Raw genomic sequence first — 17,212 nt, forward strand, 5'->3', positions numbered from 1 at the left:
AGGTAAATAAAGCTTACAAATTGGTTCATAAGGTAAGCATATTTACCTTGTGTTTTGCGACGTCTGCAAATGTCAGCTGTAACCACCACAGCTTGGAGTCAACAAATGCAAGCCAATGCCCAACCATGCCGGGTGTACATGCATCCGACCGTTGGAAACAGCCACATCACCATCGCGGCCATGCACGCCACCACAGTCCGCATCGCCCCCGCTTGAGTGGTACAAATTCCGCACTACCTATCTGCTCACCGCCATAAATGTACACCTGCCGGGTCGCTTTCGCGGGTGCGCTAACGCTTACGCCGCGCTACTCGAAATGTGCATTACCTTCATTAATTAGTAAGTTGGATGTTGCCGTCCAGGTAATTCAGCGTTCAACCGTTGTGAATACTCTCTTAGTTTCGGCGCCATCAGCACGATGGTGCTTGAATTGTTAAATATGGTGAGGAAGAGAATGTTCCAAAATAAAACTGCTTTAAGATAATGATTGCTGTGTGTTTCGGTAACTGCCATCTAGAGGATATTACGTCGTGGAAAACTTTCTTGAGCAATTTGGGGCTTATGTTCCTTTGATCATCAATGCCGTGAAAGCATTGTTGGTGTTGATTGTGGGCTGGGTTGTCGCAGGGGTAGTCAGCAGCTTAGTGCGTAAGCGGGTGAATGCGATACCGCGTATAGACCCAACTCTGGGCAACTTCCTTGCAGCCTTGGTGAAGTGGGTCATTCTACTGGTTGTATTGATTACGGTACTCGGTCTGTTTGGTATTCAGGCTACCTCTCTGGTTGCTGTATTGGGGGCTGCCACGCTGGCTATTGGCCTGGCGTTACAGGGCACGCTCAGTGATTTAGCGGCGGGGTTTATGCTGATTATGTTTCGTCCTTACAAGCTGGGTCAGTTTGTGGATATTGGGGGCACATCCGGTACGGTTAAGGATCTCAATCTGTTCGTGACCGAGTTAGTGACGCCTGACAACGTGCAAATTATTGTGCCTAATGGACAGGCTTGGGGGGCTATTATCACTAATTTCTCTCATCACTCGACACGCCGTGTTGATCTTGAGTTCGGGATTGGTTATGACGATGATGCAGATCAGGCCATGGCGATCATCAGGGGGCTGGCCGAGGCTGACAACCGTATCCATGGTGATCCCGCGCCTTGGATAAAAGTCACTAACCTGGGGGCCAGTAGTGTGGACCTTACCGTGCGGCTTTGGGTCGATGCTGCGGACTATTGGGATGTGAAATTTGATATGACGAAAGCTGTCAAAGAAGCTTTTGATAAGCAAGGTGTTTCAATACCTTACCCGCATTCAGTAGAAATTCAGAAAGCGGGGTGAACTTTTCCGTTGATACGGTTTGGCAAGGCGCGCCCTTTAAAGGGCGCGCCTTGCTTTCGTAGTTTGTGATGGTGGTTACTATTGATCTTCCTCGTCCCAGCGTTCCATAGCGCGTTTGTCATCGGGAAGTCGGACGATATCGCCTACGTTAAGCTTGTGGTGGGATTCGTGATGCTGCCCGTGACGGTCAAGAATGGCGGCAACGCTGCCGATGCTGACGGCATCTTCTTCACGATAGGCTTCTACTTTTACCCGCACAATGCGGCCTAGATAACGGGCGGAGAGCATGGCGCCTGGGTAGGGCGGAGTGTGGTCGGGGTCATTCTTAAAAAACTCTACAACGCTTGCGCTGCCAGGTTCGTCCCATTCGATATGCTGATGCATTGTCAGTGTCCTTTTGTTGAGCGGTATCATATAGCGTGATGTTTAAGTGTAGTGTGCGTTGGCGTGATCGAGCCAATCACTGCTGAAGTATTGAGGTGCCGTGGATCCACTGCACTTACATTCGCTGGTTGAATAGCTTCCTCTTCAAAAAAACTTGTCTTCAAAAGAACTTATCTTCAAAAAAAGTGGGGGTAATACCTTTCTGTGTGCTGTTTGCACGTTGGTTAATGCATTACTTAAAAGGTCGTAAAGCGCCACGCTGGGTGCGTTATATCCATGCGTACTCGTTTGGTATTTGTTTGGCTCAATCGTGTTGAATAGTATGTTTAACACTATGACGGCGGGGGCAATGCTATTGGGTAAGCGTTTGAGCGTTTAACCAACAGGAGATCCTAGGCTATAAGAGACGTTAAGTATCCGTATGCGAGTTGGGGGGAGGTCGATAGGGTTTGTTACTCCTTGATGGCGAGTCACGGGTAAGCCCTGATGCTTCCAGGCTGAACGTTTGTAAACGGGTAGGGCATGCGTAAAGGCGCTGTAGTAAATCAGCAAGCGCTGCTTCATCTAGCTCTGGGTCTAAGCCACCTAAGCGTTCTAACCACGTGCGCCTGATTGCTATGTAGGGAGGAACAGCGACGCCTGCGCCTAAAAAGCACTGGAGTAAGCGTTCGGATAAGCGGGGTGGTTCGCTGCCAATCAAAAAAGCATCCAGCGTGTACGTGTCTAGCTGGGGATAAAGTAAACACCACAGTTTGGCTGTTAGCGGCCGTTGTTGCATTGCAATCAGTAACCAATCAGCTTGGCTGAGATATGCTGCTTGATTGATCCTTGCGCCCAGTGGCTGGGAAGGGGTAACGAGAAAGTGTGCGCGGTAGCGTTGCTCAATGTCCGGAATGCGTGGATCGGTGGTGGCGCTAGTCACGATAATGGGAAGTGTGTGGTCTGCAAAGGCTGTTTGGCGAATAGCGCGCAGGTGACGTGGTAAAAGGGCACCTGTGACTGACGCATCAACAATAAAGCAGACCGTGCCCATGTGAGTGGCTTCCTGTGTTGTGAAACCTGTTTGTTATTAAATCTATCTGTTTGTAATCAATTGTAGGTGTGAGTTTCTTTTGGTATCAAGCTAAAGTTTACAGTGATGAGGAAAATAATAGATGCTTTATATGCACCATGCTGGTGCTTGCGGGTCTCTGGTTGGTCTTTATTGGTGCGTTTTTCTGAGCTAAGTGCCTTTTTAGGGCTAAGTTCGTTCTTTCGCAGAGCATTATGCTACATGAAGAAGCACAGTGTTTTATTTTTTATCTTTTATAAAACAACTGCTTGTTGTTTTTTTATGCCATATTGGTGCAAGGTTGGCATGTTCCGTGCTTAGTATTAGGCAGCGGCTAGCGGGTCGTAGGCAGATGCCTCTCGGCGTGCTACAACGATAGCCGGTTTGTTTAATAACTCTTTTATCGGTAGCTTACTGTCAAAAGCTTAAGCCACGTTCATACCGGAGGACACTATGTCAGCCAAGACTCTCGCGCTAATCGAAGAACATGATGTTAAATGGGTAGATCTGCGTTTCACCGACACGCGCGGTAAAGAGCAGCACGTCACCGTACCGGCACGGGACGTGGACGAAGAGTTTTTCGAAAATGGTCAGATGTTCGATGGTTCCTCTATCGAGGGCTGGAAAGGCATCAACGAATCCGACATGATTCTTCGCCCTGAAGATGGTACTGGTTTCCTCGACCCCTTCACCGAAGACGCTACCCTGATCCTGCGTTGCGATATCATCGAGCCTGCCACTATGCAGGGCTATGACCGTGACCCGCGTTCTATTGCCAAGCGCGCAGAAGCTTACCTGCAGTCCACCGGTCTGGGCGACACCGCCTTCTTTGGCCCTGAGCCTGAGTTCTTCATTTTTGACGAAGTCCATTGGAAATCTGACATTCAGGGTTCCATGTACAAAATTACCTCTGATGAAGGCGCTTGGGCGACCAGTAATCAGGTAGAAGGCGGCAACTTGGGGCACCGCCCGCGCGTTAAAGGCGGCTACTTCCCGGTTCCCCCGGTTGATAGCTTCCACGACATTCGTGGTGCAATGTGTAACACCCTGGAAGCGATTGGCCAGACCGTTGAGGTTCACCACCACGAGGTTGCTAACGCGGGTCAGAACGAAATCGGCGTTAAATTCAACACGCTGGTGAAGAAAGCTGACGAAGTTCAGGAAATGAAATACGTGATCCACAACGTGGCTCACGCTTACGGCAAAACCGCTACGTTCATGCCGAAGCCGCTTGTTGGTGACAACGGGTCTGGTATGCACGTACACCAGTCGTTCTGGAAAGATGGTCAGAACCAGTTCGCGGGTGACGAGTACGCTGGGCTTTCTGAAATGGCGCTTTACTACATTGGCGGTGTGATCAAGCACGCTCGTGCTCTGAACGCCTTCACTAACGCGTCTACCAACTCATATAAGCGTTTGGTGCCAGGCTTTGAAGCGCCGGTTATGCTGGCCTACAGCGCTCGTAACCGTTCTGCCTCTATCCGTATTCCGTACACCGCTAGCCCGAAAGGCAAGCGTGTTGAAACACGTTTCCCTGACCCGACCGCTAACCCCTACCTGGCGTTCGCGGCTCTGCTGATGGCGGGTATCGACGGTATTAAGAATAAGATTCATCCTGGCGATGCCATGGATAAGAACTTGTACGACCTGCCGCCTGAAGAAGGTAAGTCAGTACCGACCGTTGCCAACAGCCTGGACCAAGCGTTGGAAGCACTCGATGCAGACCGCGCGTTCTTGACCGAAGGTGGCGTGTTTACTGATGATATGATCGATGCATACATCGACCTCAAGATGGAAGAAGTGGAGCGCATTCGCATGACCACTCACCCGATTGAGTTCGATATGTACTACAGCTGTTAAGAGCGATTGCTAAGCACAGCAGCTAGTACCACCCCCTCGGGTGTGACTGGCCTAAAACCCCGCTTCGGCGGGGTTTTTTTATACCACTGAATAGTGAAACGAAGAGGTCTGTTTGCAAGGGGAGAGCGCTGTCTGCGGCACCGCACTGATGCGGTGAGTATTTTTATTGTTGATGAGTCATGTGCACTATAATGGTGCAATAAGTGACAAACTGACTGCTAGGACTGCGCTATAACGGCTCGCTACATCCCCGCCCCCTGCTCATTAGCCGTGCAAGTGGTCAATTGGCGCGCTTTTTGCAGTTTCTCTTTCATACGCTCGATAACGCTATTTTTTACAGCGACGCTTCAGGATACGCCATGTACCAGCGCTTACTTGAACACCTCACCACCGCAGTCTTACTGCTAGACGGTGAACTCCGCGTTCGCTGGATGAATCCGGCAGCGGAAGCGTTGCTAGCGGTGAGTTTTAGCCGTGTGCAGGGCATTAGTTTAGACACGCTGTTAGGGGGCGATGAGAGTATTGATGATGTCCTCGCTAAAGCGCGGGATGCCTTTCATCCCTATACCCAACGCGAAGCACGTATTACGCCGCTGAACAGCGAGCCATTAACGGTGGACTACACCGTGACCCCGCTTTCAGCCGATGAACTATTACTCGAAGTAGAGCCCCGTGATCGGCTAATGCAGATTTCCCGGGAAGAAGCGCTGACCACCCGGCAAGAGACCATCAAAGTGTTGGCGCGGGGCTTGGCTCATGAAGTTAAAAATCCCTTAGGCGGGATTCGCGGTGCTGCCCAATTATTGGAGCGCGATCTGGACGATCCTGCACTACGTGAATTCACCCATATTATTGTGGAAGAGGTGGATCGGCTGCGAGATTTGGTCGACTCCATGTTGGGCCCCAATCGCATCGTCAAACATGAGCCGGTCAATATCCATAAGGTGTTAGAGCGGGTGCGAGCACTGCTGATTGCCGAGCATCCGCATGTGGAGATCCGTCGTGATTATGACCCGAGTTTGCCGGATCTTTCTGGCGATGAATCTCAAATGATCCAAGCGGTGTTGAATGTGGCACGTAACGCGGTACAGGCCATGAGTGATGCAGCAACGCCTTCGCCGGAGCTTATGTTGCGCACCCGCGCACGCCGCCAATTTACGCTGGGGGCTGAACGCCATCGTTTAGTCAGTGAAGTGGGGGTTATTGATAATGGCCCTGGCATACCTGAAACGTTACGTGAAACGCTTTTCTATCCCATGGTGTCTGGGCGCGCTGAAGGTAGCGGCCTAGGGCTATCAATTGCTCAATCGATTTTGCACCAACATCAAGGATTGATCGAATGCGACTCACGCCCAGGACATACCGAATTTCGTTTACTGATTCCATTGGTTGTTAATTTCACCGGAGAAGCGTCATGACTGAGGCGACACAAACCGATGTGGCACGAGTGGTTATTGTCGATGATGACCGCGCCATCCGTTGGGTATTAGAGCGGGCCTTAGCGCAGCCAGACCTGGATATAGAGTGTATTGAACGCGCCGATACCGCGCTGGAGCGACTGTTAGAAAATCCACCGGATGTCCTGGTGACTGACATTCGTATGCCCGGCATTGATGGGCTGGATTTAATGTCCCGGGTGCGTGATGCACACCCTGACCTGCCTGTGATTGTTATGACCGCGCATTCGGACCTCGACAGTGCCGTGGCGTCTTACCAAGGGGGCGCCTTTGAATACCTGCCGAAACCCTTTGATGTGGACGAAGCGCTGGCGCTGGTGCGTCGTGCGGTCGCTCATGCAAGAGAGCGTCAGCGCCCGGTCAGCGTACCGGAAGGGTTGAGTGCTGAGATTATTGGTGAAGCACCTGCTATGCAGGAAGTGTTTCGCGCCATAGGGCGGCTTTCCCACTCCCACATCACGGTGTTAATTAACGGTGAGTCTGGCACCGGTAAAGAGCGTGTTGCTCAGGCGCTCCATCAACATAGCCCACGAGCGGGCAAGCCGTTTATTGCGCTGAACATGGCAGCGATTCCCCGGGACTTGATTGAGTCTGAACTATTCGGCCATGAGAAGGGCGCGTTTACAGGGGCAGCGCAACAGCGCCAAGGTCGCTTTGAACAGGCTAACGGCGGAACGCTGTTTCTCGATGAAATTGGTGACATGCCCGCTGAAACGCAAACGCGCTTGCTACGTGTGTTAGCAGATGGTGAATTCTATCGCGTGGGCGGCCATACCCCTGTGAAAGTCGATGTACGTATTATTGCTGCTACCCATCAGAACCTGGAATCGTTAGTTGACGATGGGCGGTTCCGGGAGGACTTGTTCCACCGCTTAAACGTGATTCGCGTTCATCTGCCGCGCCTTTCCGAGCGTCGGGAGGATATTCCGCGTTTAACGCGTCATTTCTTAGCGGAAGCTGCCAAAGAGCTGACCACAGATATCAAAGTGTTAACGCCCGAAGCAGAAGCGCACCTTACTCGTTTGCCGTGGCCGGGTAATGTTCGTCAATTAGAAAATATTTGCCGTTGGCTAACGGTAATGGCTTCTGGCCGCGAAATTCTCATTGAGGACTTGCCCCCAGAGCTGCGCTCGGTCAACGCTTCCGAAGGTAGTGTTTATGGCGATTGGCGTTCCGCGTTCAGGGATTGGGCTGACCACGCCCTGGCGGAAGGCCATACCCACCTGTTGGAGGAAGCCGTGCCGGATTTTGAGCGCATTCTGATTGAAACGGCACTGAAACATACCGGTGGACGCAAAGGGGAAGCCGCCGAATTACTCGGCTGGGGGCGCAATACTCTTACCCGTAAATTGAAAACGCTGCTGCCTGCGCTGGCAGATGATGCCTAACTGACCATTCTTTTAACGAATAACCTGTTAGTGACCAATCTATTCGCGATCAATCTATTCGCAACCCATCTGTTAGCGGTTACTCCGCCGCTGGCAGTACAAAAACAGCATCTGCTAATGCAGGGTCGGGTGGCTCACAGGTTTCTGTTGACCAGGGCAGTAAGCTGAAGGTGTGATCCACCCCTAGCCCATCAAGTTGGTGGGGCACACCATCGTGATAAATCACATGGCCTAAACCCATTAAGCCAACGGCCAATTTACCCTCTACGGCGGCGTTAGCCAGCCCTTCAGCCATCGCGACGTCCCAGCTAAGTTGGGCCTGTAAAAAGCGTCTCAGCATAGCGGGGTCGTCGCCATCCATTGCATGCTGGTCAAATACGTCTTTTAAGCGCATTTCATAGCCAGCGCTTGGCGGTAGCGGTGCAGGTATATGATGCCGCTGGTCGGCAGGCACGCTGCTGAAGCCGTCACGAGCTAAGCGCTGACGCAGCTCGGGAGTAATGTTTAAGGCGATCAGAGGAATCTGTTGAACACGCGCGAAATGGAGAATGGGTAAGTAAAGGTCAGCATCAAACCCCCAGTTCTCCTCCCAGCCGGACTGCTCCAACAGCGCTTCTTCGGATAACAAGCCCGCAACCCAATCATCGAGCACGGGTTGCGCTTCCCGGGGCAGCATTTCTAACCCGATAACCATATCGTCACGCAGCGCGTAAAGCCCCGCTAGGGTGTGCAACTGCCAACGGTGGTGGTCAATGGCATCATGTTGCTCGCCCAATAGGACAACCTGATGCTGTATTGCTTGGGCTAAAACAGCGCTGTTAGCAACAGCATGTTGCGATTGCCACCACTGGCCGGGAATAGGGCAGCTAGCATGAGCCGCTAAAGGTAGCCAGCCTAGAGCCATGGCAGCGATGAAATGATGGCGCATGGGCGTTGTGTCCTAGCGTTCTTCTGCTTTAAGGCGATTGATCTCAGTCAGAATAGCTTCTGCTTCCTCCGTCAATGTCGCGTTCGCTCTCATGTCACCATTGCGTGAAGCTTCCATTGCTGCCTGTAATTTACGCTCGTAATCTTGCTGGAGCTTTTTCTTGGGATCGCGCTTAAATAGACCAAACATGAGCATTCTCCTATGGCTTGTACACTACTTGTATAGCTTTGTTTGGCGTATGTCGACTATTTGTTGTAACACTTCGTTATCAGAAGTACGTTTGCGATCCATGTTGAGCTAAATAGCGCGGCTTTAAGAGCGCTATTTTCAAAGGTATGTTTTTTTAAGGACACAGTTTTTAAGGACATAGTTTTTAAAGACATAGTTTTAAAGACATCACTATTGAAGACACAGCTCTAAAAACCGCTCGAAATCGGAAAGTATTGTATCGAGACTGTTCTGCAGGCGATGGTCATCGTCAATCATGCGTAGTGAAAGTCGCTGACAGCGGGCATGTTCAATGACTGGGCCTGGCGGTACGACATCATCTCGCCATCCATGAATGATATGCGTGTGTTGTGCTTGCAGTGTGATTGAGGTTTGCGGGTAATCTGGCAAGCCAAGAGCAGGGGCTAATAAAAAACAACCTAACACAGGTTCCTGGGCACTAACCGCTGCACTTAACCATCCGCCGAGGCTGGAGCCCGCCATAACGCAGTTAGCAAGCGTGTCGTTTCGCTCGGCAATCACGGCAAGCAAATGCTCTAAACGCTCCTGGGGCTCCTTCATACCACGGTAATCCATGACCACGGGTTCGCAGTTATCTAGCTGCTCAGCAACCCCTTTTAACGCTTGTACTTTCAAAGCGCCAGGTCCGCTTTCCAGGCCGTGTGAAAGGTATACGGTCATCATAGCCATTAACTACCTGCGGAGCGCTGAATAGCTTCGCCGCCGCGCTCAATGTCTTCGCCTGCGCCGCGGATAGTATTGCAGCCGCTTATTACCAGAAGTGTCACCATCATCAATAAACTGATCGCCATTGCACGCTTCATCGAAAGAATCCTCATCAGCTGAGCGCTTGTAGAGAGACTTTAGGTACGCTGTCATTAAAAATAATCGTTGCAGGCAGTTGGTGCCATCAATTTCCCATCGTTTGAGTGCTAGCTGGCCGTGTGATTTTGTCGCATGTGTCAGTTTTAGCCATTAAATAGCGGCGTTTGTCTCTTAGCCTGGTATTGCTTTTTGTTTTTAAGGTGTTGTTTATAGTATATTTTTGCGTTAAAAGTGGCGCTTGGCCTGTTGTCTGCAATAACCTGACTACCTACAGCAGTAATGTTGTGATTCTAATTTTTAAGTGAAGTTAATCGCCAAAAACGCTTCGCAGCAATTTTAGCCACAATGAGTAAACAAGCGTGAGCAGGCTAATAGGTAATCAGGGAAGGCATGGAGCCATATTAGCAAAAGGATGTGAAAGGACTAGCCTGCTCACCCTTATCAGTGTAAGGAAACGCTGATCATCACCGCCAGGGAGCAGCATTGATGCAAAATCACCATCTCGTGAAAGCGGGGTGGTTTTTTTGCGTCAATTAATTGTTTTTAACACTTTGATTTTTATTAATATTTATCTTTTCCAGATTTTCTGGACAGCTTTTGTATCAATGGGCGTGACATTTTGGTCTATCCTCTGGTGTAAACCAAAATTCAGCGGTTAGAAGACGTCAACGTAGCAGCCGCACACTTCCAGGGACAAGCGCTATGGCGATGGTGTTGATGTTATGCATGTTTGTGCTGTTTCTAGGGTTTTCGGGAGTCGGTCTTTATATGATGTTCAAGACATCATTTATGACCACCATAGAGGATCGTGACGATATGCCTCCCGATATGTAGATAATTAAAACTATAGAGATAGTTAATCGACAATACCAAGAGCCACCTGCGTCCACGTTGGTGGCTTTTTGCTTTTATTGATACGGCATTGAGCGGCCAACCACAAAGGGTTATCCCATCCAATAAAGACTCAGTAGCGCAAAGCCATAGCCCATGGCTGCGCCAGCAATGACATCACTGACATAGTGTAGCCCAAGCCCCACCCGTGAAACGGCAATCAGTAAACTAAGGGGAATCACAATAGGTAGCAACCAGGGGGTATGAGCGGCGACCAACACGCTAAACATCACCGCATGCATGGTGTGACCACTGGGGAAGCTGTATTTGTCTCGGGCAGGCTCACCACAATGGACGCCACCGAGGTAGGTGATGAACGGACGTTCGCGACACAGCCGCGTTTTTACCAACTTATAAATAGCGACTGCGAACAGTGCGATGGCGCTGTACTGCATGATTCGCCAAGCACCATTGGGCTGTAACCAGGGTTGTGCAGCGATTAACAATACCCAGACAGGCCAGTCTCCTAGCTTACTTGCCGTTTGCAGCGTTAGCCGCCAGGGGCGGTAAAGCGATAGGTGTGTTACCCGTTGGCAAAGCTGCCATTCAAAGACATCAAGACGATCGAATACGACAAGCGGACGCGGACGCATGGTGAGTCTCCTGGGCATTTTGTAAATAGCGTAAGAACTGCTCTGCGATTCCCGGCCAGCTTTGCTCTAGCGCGCGTAAGCGGGCGGTTCTACCTAGGCGGGCGTAGTCAGCAGGGTGCTGGCATAACGCGACGGCAGCCTGTTGAAAGGCAAGCGTATCGCCAGGGGGAACGGTGATGCCGTTGTGCCTGCTTTGAATCAGCTCAGCGCTGGCGGCGTGGTGATAAGCCACGACTGCCAGCCCGCTGGCCATGGCTTCAGTCACCACATTTCCCCATGTTTCTGACTGAGAGGGGAAAATAAACATATCGGCACTGGCATAGTGGCGTGCTAGTGCCTGTTTATTCACAAAACCGGTGAAATGAGCGTCTGGTAGCGCTTTTTGTAACTGAGCACGGCCTGGGCCATCGCCAACAATGACGTGTGCCATATCGGGGCGCACGTCACTCATGGCCTGCAGCGTTTCTTGCAGTAACGCTAGGTTTTTTTCTGGGGCTAAGCGGCCCACATACAGCGCAACAGGTTGATGTTCGCTAACCCCCCACTGTTCGCGTAGGGTGTCGTCGCGGTGTGCTGGGGAAAAAATATCGCCATCAATGCCGCGTGAGAGCACCTTTACATCGCGGATATCCTGGGCGCGTAGCGCTTCAGCCTGTTGTTGAGTGGGCACAAGGGTAAGATCGCAGCCGTTATGGAAATAGCGTAAATATCGCCGCGTGGCAGCAGCTAGCCAGGAAACTCCGTAGTCATGGCAGTAGTGATCGAAATTAGTATGCCAGCCAGCCACTAAAGGTATGTTCAGTTGGCGTGCAGCATGCCGAGCTGCCCAGCCCAGTGGGCCCTGGGTTGCCAGATAAATAGAATCGGGACGCTGCTTCTGCCAGAAACGGCGAAGTTGTGAGGGGCTGGCAAGACCAATCTGCACAGCGTTATAACCCGGTAGCGCTAACCGCCGAACCTGAAGCTCTTGGGACGGTTCTTGATACGGTTCTTGAGAAAGCCCTTGAGAACGCTCTTGAGCAACATTGGCGGCGTCGGCAGCCATGCTTGGTTTAGGGCGAATAACATCCACTGTTACCCCCAACCGAGTGAGTTCACGACATAGCCTATTTAAGGTATGCGCAACACCATTTATTTCTGGTGACCATGTTTCGCTAACGATACAGAGTCGCATGGGCGATCCATCCCTTTATCACGTTTTTACTCACTATTTCATTCACTGTTGCATTGACTATGCGCAGCGATAGTGACACTGCCAATACAGCCTGGTGAACATGGGATGACAGGCCACCATTTTTAATGGGGAAGCCCCTAGTGAATGGTGATGCTTTAGCAGATCAAGATGTCGATCAGGTTGCATTTTTATGATTATCAAAAAAAGCGCTAAAAAATAAAACTTTAAGAAGAATGACATATATCGGTTTTAAGGTAGCTGACGACGAAGTGAACATATCCTCGATTGTGCCTTCGCAATACGCAATTAAAAGCTCATTAAGCAGCTTAAATATAATTTTTTGGTTTTTATGACGACCCTTTTTTGTCGAATATTGGGTTAAAAGTAAATTGAATTAGAAGACTTCGGTGTCTGAATTATCTTGCAACTAAAAGTGCTGATAACAAGCGCTAACTACTTTAATGGGATCAATCATGTTTAAAAAGGCGACACTTGCTCTAGCTATTAGTGGTTTGTTGGGTGCCTCTGCGGCTCAGGCGGCGGTGGTGTATGACCAAGACGGCACGACGCTAGATATCTACGGCCGCATCGCTATGGGGTTTGAAGGCGGTGGTGAAAAAAATGGCGTTGATAATGGCGAGGAGTTCCGTAATTTTGGTTCTCGTTTGCGCTTTACGGCAGGTCATCAAATCAACGCTGACCTGCGCGCGTTTGCACGGGTAGAGTGGCGTTTTACTGGGGATGAGCGCAGCCGCCCGGGCTTTGACGAAGTGCGTAATAGCTACCTTGGTCTCGAAAGTAAGCAGTACGGTACGTTCATGGCGGGTAACTATAACAGTTACTACGATAACTACGTGATGACACCGTTCGATGTTTATGTAGAGCGTGGCTATGAATTTGCCGGCGGTGGTCTTCAGGCGCGTGGCGACTCACTTGGCTATAAAACGCCTGAGATCAACGGTTTTCAGGCTGTTTTCTCAGCAAAACACTTTTCTGAGCGTGGCCTCACTGAAGCGCAGCAGTCTAGCGAAGGTAGCGTTATCGCCACACAAGGTGGCGTCGTTTACGCGACTGGCCCCTTACGTTTAGCACTTGGCTATGTAGAAGATACCGTTCGTGGCGGTGGCAACGGTGAAACACGTTTTGGTACTACGGCCACGTACGACATCAATGACGCTTTCTCTGCGCGTTTAGGTTATGAAACCCGTGGTGATAACGATAAGCGGGGAGGCGGTTTTGATACGGTAGGCCTAGGTGGTAGCTTTGCCACCGGCGCTTGGACCTTCTATCTCGATTATTACAACATTGATCCCGATAATGCGGATAATGATCGTGACGCTTGGGCCGCTGCGGCGCATTACGATGTTTCTAACAATCTTGATGTGTTTGTCGAGCTAAATGATGCCAATAAAGATGCCAATGATAACTTCGAAGATGATCTGTATTATGCAATAGGCGCCCGCTATCACTTTTAAATAATAAATAGCTTCCTTAGCGCTTAAGTCACTTATTAAGATCGTTTTGCCGATGTGCTAAAAGTACATCGGCTTTTTGCATTATGCTGTCTATGATAATAGTTAAATGGTTTTAAGAAGCGTACATGACATCAGTCTTGGTAAGGCGTGGTTAGTCTAAGGGTTTCTTTGTCGCTGGCGTTTGGCGCTTTTTCTCGCGGCGACGCTGCTTGGCTAATGCGTTGCCGTTAGCCAGTTCCTCTAAGTAGGCGATTTCTTCGTCACTGAGTGGTTTGCGCGGTTGGTTTGTCATTGATGTCACCACATTGTTAGGCCTTTCTGGCACGCTAACGATGAACGATGACATCAATATGAAAGGAGCCATTAAGATGCGTTTTAGCCGCTATGGGATTGCGCTTGGAGAGGTAAACTAGCAAGTGGAAGGGCTTTCGGGCCGTTCCTACTAGCACTCTACCACTCGCAGTGCGCCGAACTCTTTGAACACTTCTGCGGCGGCGCGGGCGTGCTCAATAAATTCAGATTTATTAGCGGTCGGCACGGCAGCGATGAAGCCATCGACATAGGGTGTGGTGGTGGTATTCATGCCGCTTCTCCTGCGTTTGCTTTGGATGGGAATGATCGCGGTATAAGGTGTCGAGGCCATAACATGCTGTCTTCATAGACCAGTATTCATCACAGAGATCCATACGCTACCGGCAAAAAAATAGCGGAGCAGCGAGTTATTGTTATTAGCTCAAACGTAGCGCATGAAGTCTCAGATGACGTACTTTTCTTATGCGTATTTTTCTTAAGCAGCAGTGTTAACCATCGGTGCGCTTTCGAGTGGTGCTATTAAAAGGATGAAGAGCATCGCGGGTCACGTAGAAGCGCAATGTTTCACCTTCACGAACGGCTGGCTGGCCAGCGGTGCGAATCACCGTGGGTTGCTCGCTGTCGGCGAGATTAACGTACAGATGGCTTTCCGCGCCTGCCGCCTCAAAGAGCATGAGTGTCGCGTCGATGGCTAGATGTGGCGTATCGGGTGCGGTGAGGTGCATGTCGTCTGGGCGAATGCCGAGGGTGTCGGTGCCTTCGGGAAGGTGTTCCAGCACGCTGCTGTTTTGAGTACGCAGATACTCCAGCGGCAACATGTTCATTGCCGGGGAGCCAATAAATTCCGCAACGAACATTGTGGCCGGACGGGCGTAGATCTCCATCGGTGTGCCTACTTGCTCAATTTGCCCGGCATTTAGCACGACCAAACGGTCGCCCAGGGTCATGGCTTCCAGCTGGTCGTGGGTGACATACAGGCTGGTGGTTTTTAGGCGACGCTGTAGTTGTTTAATCTCCACCCGCATCTGTACGCGCAGCTTGGCGTCCAGGTTGGAAAGCGGTTCATCGAACAAGAAGGCTGAAGGCTCGCGCACCAGTGCTCGGCCCATTGCTACCCGCTGGCGCTGGCCGCCGGAAAGCTTGCGGGGTTTACGCTCCAGGAAGTCTTCAATCTCCAGCATCTTGGCCGCTAAGCGCACGCGTTTATCGATGTCATCTTTTTTGAAACCCCGGTTCTTTAAGCCATAAGCGAGGTTGTTGTAGACGGTCATGTGCGGATAAAGCGCGTAGTTCTGGAACACCATGGCGATATCGCGCTCAGCGGGCTCTAGCTTATTTACTACCCGGTCGCCGATTTTGAGCGTGCCTTCGGTAATGGTTTCCAGCCCAGCGACCATGCGCAGCAGGGTCGACTTACCGCAACCGGATGGCCCGACGAGCACCACAAACTCGCCATCTTCAATCTGTAAGTCGATGCCTTTGACGGCGTGAACATCGCCGCTATAGGTTTTCTTCAGCCCTTCCAAGGTAATGCTGGCCATCTTATTTCTCCGTCTCGGTCAGGCCTTTCACAAAGAGGCGTTGCATAAACAGAATCACCAGTACCGGCGGCAGGGCGGCCATTACCACGGCGGCCATAATCAAATGCCACTGGGGATTCTCTTCTGAGGTCATGCGTTGAATACCCATCACAATGGTGTAGTAGTCAGGATCGGTGGTGATTAGCAGTGGCCACAGATACTGGTTCCAGCCATAAATGAACATGATCACAAACAGCGCGGCGATGTTGGTCACTGACAGCGGCATCAAGATGTCTTTAAAAAACTTCAGTGGCCCGGCGCCGTCGACGCGGGCGGCTTCGAGCATTTCTTCGGGAATGGTCATAAAGAACTGGCGGAACAGAAACGTCGCGGTGGCCGAGGCAATCAGCGGAATCGACAGCCCGGCAAAGCTATTGAGCATGTTGAGATCTGCAACGACCTGAAACGTCGGAATAATGCGTACTTCCACCGGTAGCATCAAGGTGACGAAGATCACCCAGAAAAAGAACATCCGAAAGCGGAAACGGAAGTAGACAATTGCAAACGCCGACAGTAGTGAGATCGACAGTTTTCCTACGGTAATCGCCATGGCCATAACAAAACTGTTCCATAGCATCATGCCTGCTGGTGGGGCTCCTGCGTTGGAAACGCCGGACTGCCACATACGGGTAAAGTTTTCGATACCATGGGCGCCGGGCAGCATCGGCAGTGTACCGCGTAGCAAGTCGCCTGGCGCCTGGGTAGACGCCACGAGCGCAACGTACACGGGGAACACCACCACCGCGACGCCAATCATCAACGTCAGATGAGCAAAAAAATTCGCCCAGGGTCGGTTTTCAACCATTGAAAGTCTCCCAAACAATTAGCCAGTGGTGTTAGTAGTTCACGCGGCGCTCGATAAAGCGGAACTGCACCACCGTGAGTGCGACCACAATGGCCATTAAAATCACTGACTGAGCGGCCGAAGAGCCTAAATTCAAGCCGACGAAGCCATCGGCGTAGACCTTATAGACCAGCGTGTTGGTGGCCTGGGCGGGGCCGCCTTGGGTAGTTGCGTGAATAATGCCAAATGTATCGAACATGGCGTACACCACGTTAACCACCATCAAGAAGAAGGTCGTTGGCGTCAGCAGCGGGAAAATAATCGTCCAGAAGCGCTTAGTCGGGCCGGCGCCGTCAATGGAGGCGGCTTCAATCAGCGATTGTGGGATTGACTGTAAGCCCGCTAGGAAAAACAAGAAATTATAAGAAATTTGCTTCCAGGCGGCGGCAAAAATAACCAGCAGCATGGCGTCACTTCCCGAGTTGCGGTGGTTCCACTGATAACCCACCATTTCTAGCATATAGGGAACAATGCCGATGGAGGGGTTGAAGATAAACCACCACAAAACACCCGCAAGGGCGGGGGCTATGGCGTAGGGCCACACCAGCAGTGTGGTGTAGGTACTACGTGAGCGAATCATCCGGTTGACGGTGCTGGCCAATAATAGAGCCACCGTCATTGACAGAAGTGTGGTGCCGATGGCAAACACCGCTGTCACGGAGAGCGAGTTTAGGTAAGCGCCATCGCGAAACAGGCGAGCGAAGTTTTCCAAGCCCACAAACGTCGAGCGCAGCCCAAAGGCGTCTTCGCGCAATAGCGACTGATACAACGCTTGGCCAGCAGGCCAGATAAAGAAAATCAGCGTCACAATCACCTGGGGAGCCAGCAGCGCGTAGGGCAAAAAGCGACCAGGGTAGGTCATGCGTTTAGTTTGCATGGGCAGCT

Annotated in this window: 18 protein-coding genes and 1 pseudogene; 5 read left to right on the forward strand and 14 right to left on the reverse strand. The window is 51.1% G+C overall.

Annotated elements, in window-relative coordinates; translation table 11 throughout:
• Window positions 1–72: 72 nt before the first annotated feature.
• Complete coding sequence (locus K7H08_RS12750) at window positions 73–225, reverse strand: hypothetical protein (protein ID WP_231658168.1); 153 nt, start codon at window positions 223–225, stop codon at window positions 73–75.
• Window positions 226–530: 305 nt separating this feature from the next.
• Here K7H08_RS12750 and K7H08_RS12755 point away from each other — a divergent pair, with 305 nt between their 5' ends.
• Window positions 531–1,337 carry a mechanosensitive ion channel family protein gene (locus K7H08_RS12755; protein ID WP_198349550.1) on the forward strand — a complete coding sequence of 269 codons (807 nt, stop codon included), beginning with the start codon at window positions 531–533 and terminating at the stop codon, window positions 1,335–1,337.
• 78 nt (window positions 1,338–1,415) lie between these two features.
• On the opposite strand, the gene K7H08_RS12760 is transcribed toward K7H08_RS12755, so the two are convergent.
• Both K7H08_RS12760 and K7H08_RS12770 read right to left on the reverse strand, forming a co-directional pair.
• Window positions 1,416–1,721 (reverse strand): hypothetical protein, encoded by a 306-nt coding sequence (locus K7H08_RS12760; RefSeq protein ID WP_095604389.1) that lies wholly within the window; start codon window positions 1,719–1,721, stop codon window positions 1,416–1,418.
• Window positions 1,722–2,130: 409 nt separating this feature from the next.
• A complete protein-coding gene (locus tag K7H08_RS12770; protein ID WP_231658169.1) occupies window positions 2,131–2,754 on the reverse strand; it encodes a hypothetical protein in 624 nt (207 codons plus the stop codon).
• 471 nt (window positions 2,755–3,225) lie between these two features.
• On the opposite strand from K7H08_RS12770, the gene glnA reads away from it, so the two are divergent.
• The 3 genes from glnA to glnG all read left to right on the forward strand — a co-directional run bounded on the left by glnA (window position 3,226) and on the right by glnG (window position 7,477).
• Window positions 3,226–4,632 carry a glutamate--ammonia ligase gene (gene glnA / locus K7H08_RS12775; protein WP_038480480.1) on the forward strand — a complete coding sequence of 469 codons (1,407 nt, stop codon included), beginning with the start codon at window positions 3,226–3,228 and terminating at the stop codon, window positions 4,630–4,632.
• 359 nt (window positions 4,633–4,991) lie between these two features.
• Window positions 4,992–6,050, forward strand: coding sequence for a nitrogen regulation protein NR(II) (glnL, locus tag K7H08_RS12780; protein ID WP_089039987.1), 1,059 nt, complete (start codon window positions 4,992–4,994; stop codon window positions 6,048–6,050).
• Window positions 6,047–7,477 carry a nitrogen regulation protein NR(I) gene (glnG, locus tag K7H08_RS12785; RefSeq protein WP_038480486.1) on the forward strand — a complete coding sequence of 477 codons (1,431 nt, stop codon included), beginning with the start codon at window positions 6,047–6,049 and terminating at the stop codon, window positions 7,475–7,477. Before glnL ends, glnG begins: the two co-directional genes overlap by 4 nt.
• 79 nt (window positions 7,478–7,556) lie before the next feature.
• Here the strand turns inward: glnG and K7H08_RS12790 are convergent, their stop codons facing one another.
• The 6 genes from K7H08_RS12790 to K7H08_RS12815 all read right to left on the reverse strand — a co-directional run bounded on the left by K7H08_RS12790 (window position 7,557) and on the right by K7H08_RS12815 (window position 12,116).
• Complete coding sequence (locus K7H08_RS12790; protein WP_231658171.1) at window positions 7,557–8,405, reverse strand: ChaN family lipoprotein; 849 nt, start codon at window positions 8,403–8,405, stop codon at window positions 7,557–7,559.
• Between the two features lie 12 nt (window positions 8,406–8,417).
• Entirely contained in the window at window positions 8,418–8,594 is a 177-nt protein-coding gene (locus tag K7H08_RS12795) for a DUF6435 family protein (RefSeq protein ID WP_120385915.1), read from the reverse strand.
• 210 nt (window positions 8,595–8,804) lie between these two features.
• Window positions 8,805–9,317 carry a YqiA/YcfP family alpha/beta fold hydrolase gene (locus K7H08_RS12800; protein WP_231658173.1) on the reverse strand — a complete coding sequence of 171 codons (513 nt, stop codon included), beginning with the start codon at window positions 9,315–9,317 and terminating at the stop codon, window positions 8,805–8,807.
• A 5-nt stretch (window positions 9,318–9,322) separates the two neighbouring features.
• A complete protein-coding gene (locus K7H08_RS12805; RefSeq protein WP_231658174.1) occupies window positions 9,323–9,457 on the reverse strand; it encodes an entericidin A/B family lipoprotein in 135 nt (44 codons plus the stop codon).
• Between the two features lie 945 nt (window positions 9,458–10,402).
• On the reverse strand, window positions 10,403–10,942 hold the full coding sequence (locus K7H08_RS12810; protein ID WP_038480499.1) for a phosphatase PAP2 family protein: 540 nt from the start codon (window positions 10,940–10,942) through the stop codon (window positions 10,403–10,405).
• Window positions 10,905–12,116 (reverse strand): glycosyltransferase family 4 protein, encoded by a 1,212-nt coding sequence (locus K7H08_RS12815; protein WP_231658175.1) that lies wholly within the window; start codon window positions 12,114–12,116, stop codon window positions 10,905–10,907. The genes K7H08_RS12810 and K7H08_RS12815 overlap by 38 nt, the downstream gene beginning before the upstream one ends.
• 473 nt (window positions 12,117–12,589) lie before the next feature.
• Between K7H08_RS12815 and K7H08_RS12820 the strand changes: the two genes are divergently transcribed.
• Window positions 12,590–13,591, forward strand: coding sequence for a porin (locus tag K7H08_RS12820; RefSeq protein ID WP_038480504.1), 1,002 nt, complete (start codon window positions 12,590–12,592; stop codon window positions 13,589–13,591).
• Window positions 13,592–13,742: 151 nt separating this feature from the next.
• Here the strand turns inward: K7H08_RS12820 and K7H08_RS12825 are convergent, their stop codons facing one another.
• The 5 genes and pseudogenes from K7H08_RS12825 to ugpA all read right to left on the reverse strand — a co-directional run bounded on the left by K7H08_RS12825 (window position 13,743) and on the right by ugpA (window position 17,204).
• The gene (locus K7H08_RS12825; protein ID WP_167457096.1) at window positions 13,743–13,883 is read right to left on the reverse strand and encodes a hypothetical protein; all 141 of its coding nucleotides are present in this window, start codon (window positions 13,881–13,883) and stop codon (window positions 13,743–13,745) included.
• Between the two features lie 153 nt (window positions 13,884–14,036).
• Window positions 14,037–14,174, reverse strand: a pseudogene (locus tag K7H08_RS12830) (DUF1428 family protein); the annotation flags it as partial.
• A gap of 217 nt (window positions 14,175–14,391) precedes the next feature.
• Window positions 14,392–15,444 carry a sn-glycerol-3-phosphate import ATP-binding protein UgpC gene (locus tag K7H08_RS12835; protein ID WP_038480510.1) on the reverse strand — a complete coding sequence of 351 codons (1,053 nt, stop codon included), beginning with the start codon at window positions 15,442–15,444 and terminating at the stop codon, window positions 14,392–14,394.
• 1 nt (window position 15,445) lies between these two features.
• Window positions 15,446–16,288, reverse strand: coding sequence for a sn-glycerol-3-phosphate ABC transporter permease UgpE (ugpE, locus tag K7H08_RS12840; protein WP_231658177.1), 843 nt, complete (start codon window positions 16,286–16,288; stop codon window positions 15,446–15,448).
• 31 nt (window positions 16,289–16,319) lie between these two features.
• Window positions 16,320–17,204, reverse strand: coding sequence for a sn-glycerol-3-phosphate ABC transporter permease UgpA (ugpA, locus tag K7H08_RS12845; protein WP_038480514.1), 885 nt, complete (start codon window positions 17,202–17,204; stop codon window positions 16,320–16,322).
• Window positions 17,205–17,212: the final 8 nt, after the last annotated feature.

Source organism: Halomonas sp. IOP_6, from assembly GCF_021151565.1.
Classification (GTDB): Bacteria; Pseudomonadota; Gammaproteobacteria; order Pseudomonadales; family Halomonadaceae; genus Vreelandella; species Vreelandella alkaliphila.

Excerpts from the sequence above, each read along its gene's own strand:
- K7H08_RS12805 (WP_231658174.1), bottom strand. The coding sequence starts at position 9,457 with ATGAAGCGTGCAATGGCGATCAGTTTATTGATGATGGTGACACTTCTG.
- glnL (WP_089039987.1), top strand. The coding sequence starts at position 4,992 with ATGTACCAGCGCTTACTTGAACACCTCACCACCGCAGTCTTACTGCTA.
- K7H08_RS12820 (WP_038480504.1), top strand. The coding sequence starts at position 12,590 with ATGTTTAAAAAGGCGACACTTGCTCTAGCTATTAGTGGTTTGTTGGGT.
- K7H08_RS12815 (WP_231658175.1), bottom strand. The coding sequence starts at position 12,116 with ATGCGACTCTGTATCGTTAGCGAAACATGGTCACCAGAAATAAATGGT.
- K7H08_RS12790 (WP_231658171.1), bottom strand. The coding sequence starts at position 8,405 with ATGCGCCATCATTTCATCGCTGCCATGGCTCTAGGCTGGCTACCTTTA.
- K7H08_RS12825 (WP_167457096.1), bottom strand. The coding sequence starts at position 13,883 with ATGACAAACCAACCGCGCAAACCACTCAGTGACGAAGAAATCGCCTAC.
- glnA (WP_038480480.1), top strand. The coding sequence starts at position 3,226 with ATGTCAGCCAAGACTCTCGCGCTAATCGAAGAACATGATGTTAAATGG.
- K7H08_RS12835 (WP_038480510.1), bottom strand. The coding sequence starts at position 15,444 with ATGGCCAGCATTACCTTGGAAGGGCTGAAGAAAACCTATAGCGGCGAT.
- glnG (WP_038480486.1), top strand. The coding sequence starts at position 6,047 with ATGACTGAGGCGACACAAACCGATGTGGCACGAGTGGTTATTGTCGAT.
- K7H08_RS12800 (WP_231658173.1), bottom strand. The coding sequence starts at position 9,317 with ATGATGACCGTATACCTTTCACACGGCCTGGAAAGCGGACCTGGCGCT.
- K7H08_RS12760 (WP_095604389.1), bottom strand. The coding sequence starts at position 1,721 with ATGCATCAGCATATCGAATGGGACGAACCTGGCAGCGCAAGCGTTGTA.
- K7H08_RS12770 (WP_231658169.1), bottom strand. The coding sequence starts at position 2,754 with ATGGGCACGGTCTGCTTTATTGTTGATGCGTCAGTCACAGGTGCCCTT.
- K7H08_RS12795 (WP_120385915.1), bottom strand. The coding sequence starts at position 8,594 with ATGTTTGGTCTATTTAAGCGCGATCCCAAGAAAAAGCTCCAGCAAGAT.
- K7H08_RS12810 (WP_038480499.1), bottom strand. The coding sequence starts at position 10,942 with ATGCGTCCGCGTCCGCTTGTCGTATTCGATCGTCTTGATGTCTTTGAA.
- ugpA (WP_038480514.1), bottom strand. The coding sequence starts at position 17,204 with ATGCAAACTAAACGCATGACCTACCCTGGTCGCTTTTTGCCCTACGCG.
- ugpE (WP_231658177.1), bottom strand. The coding sequence starts at position 16,288 with ATGGTTGAAAACCGACCCTGGGCGAATTTTTTTGCTCATCTGACGTTG.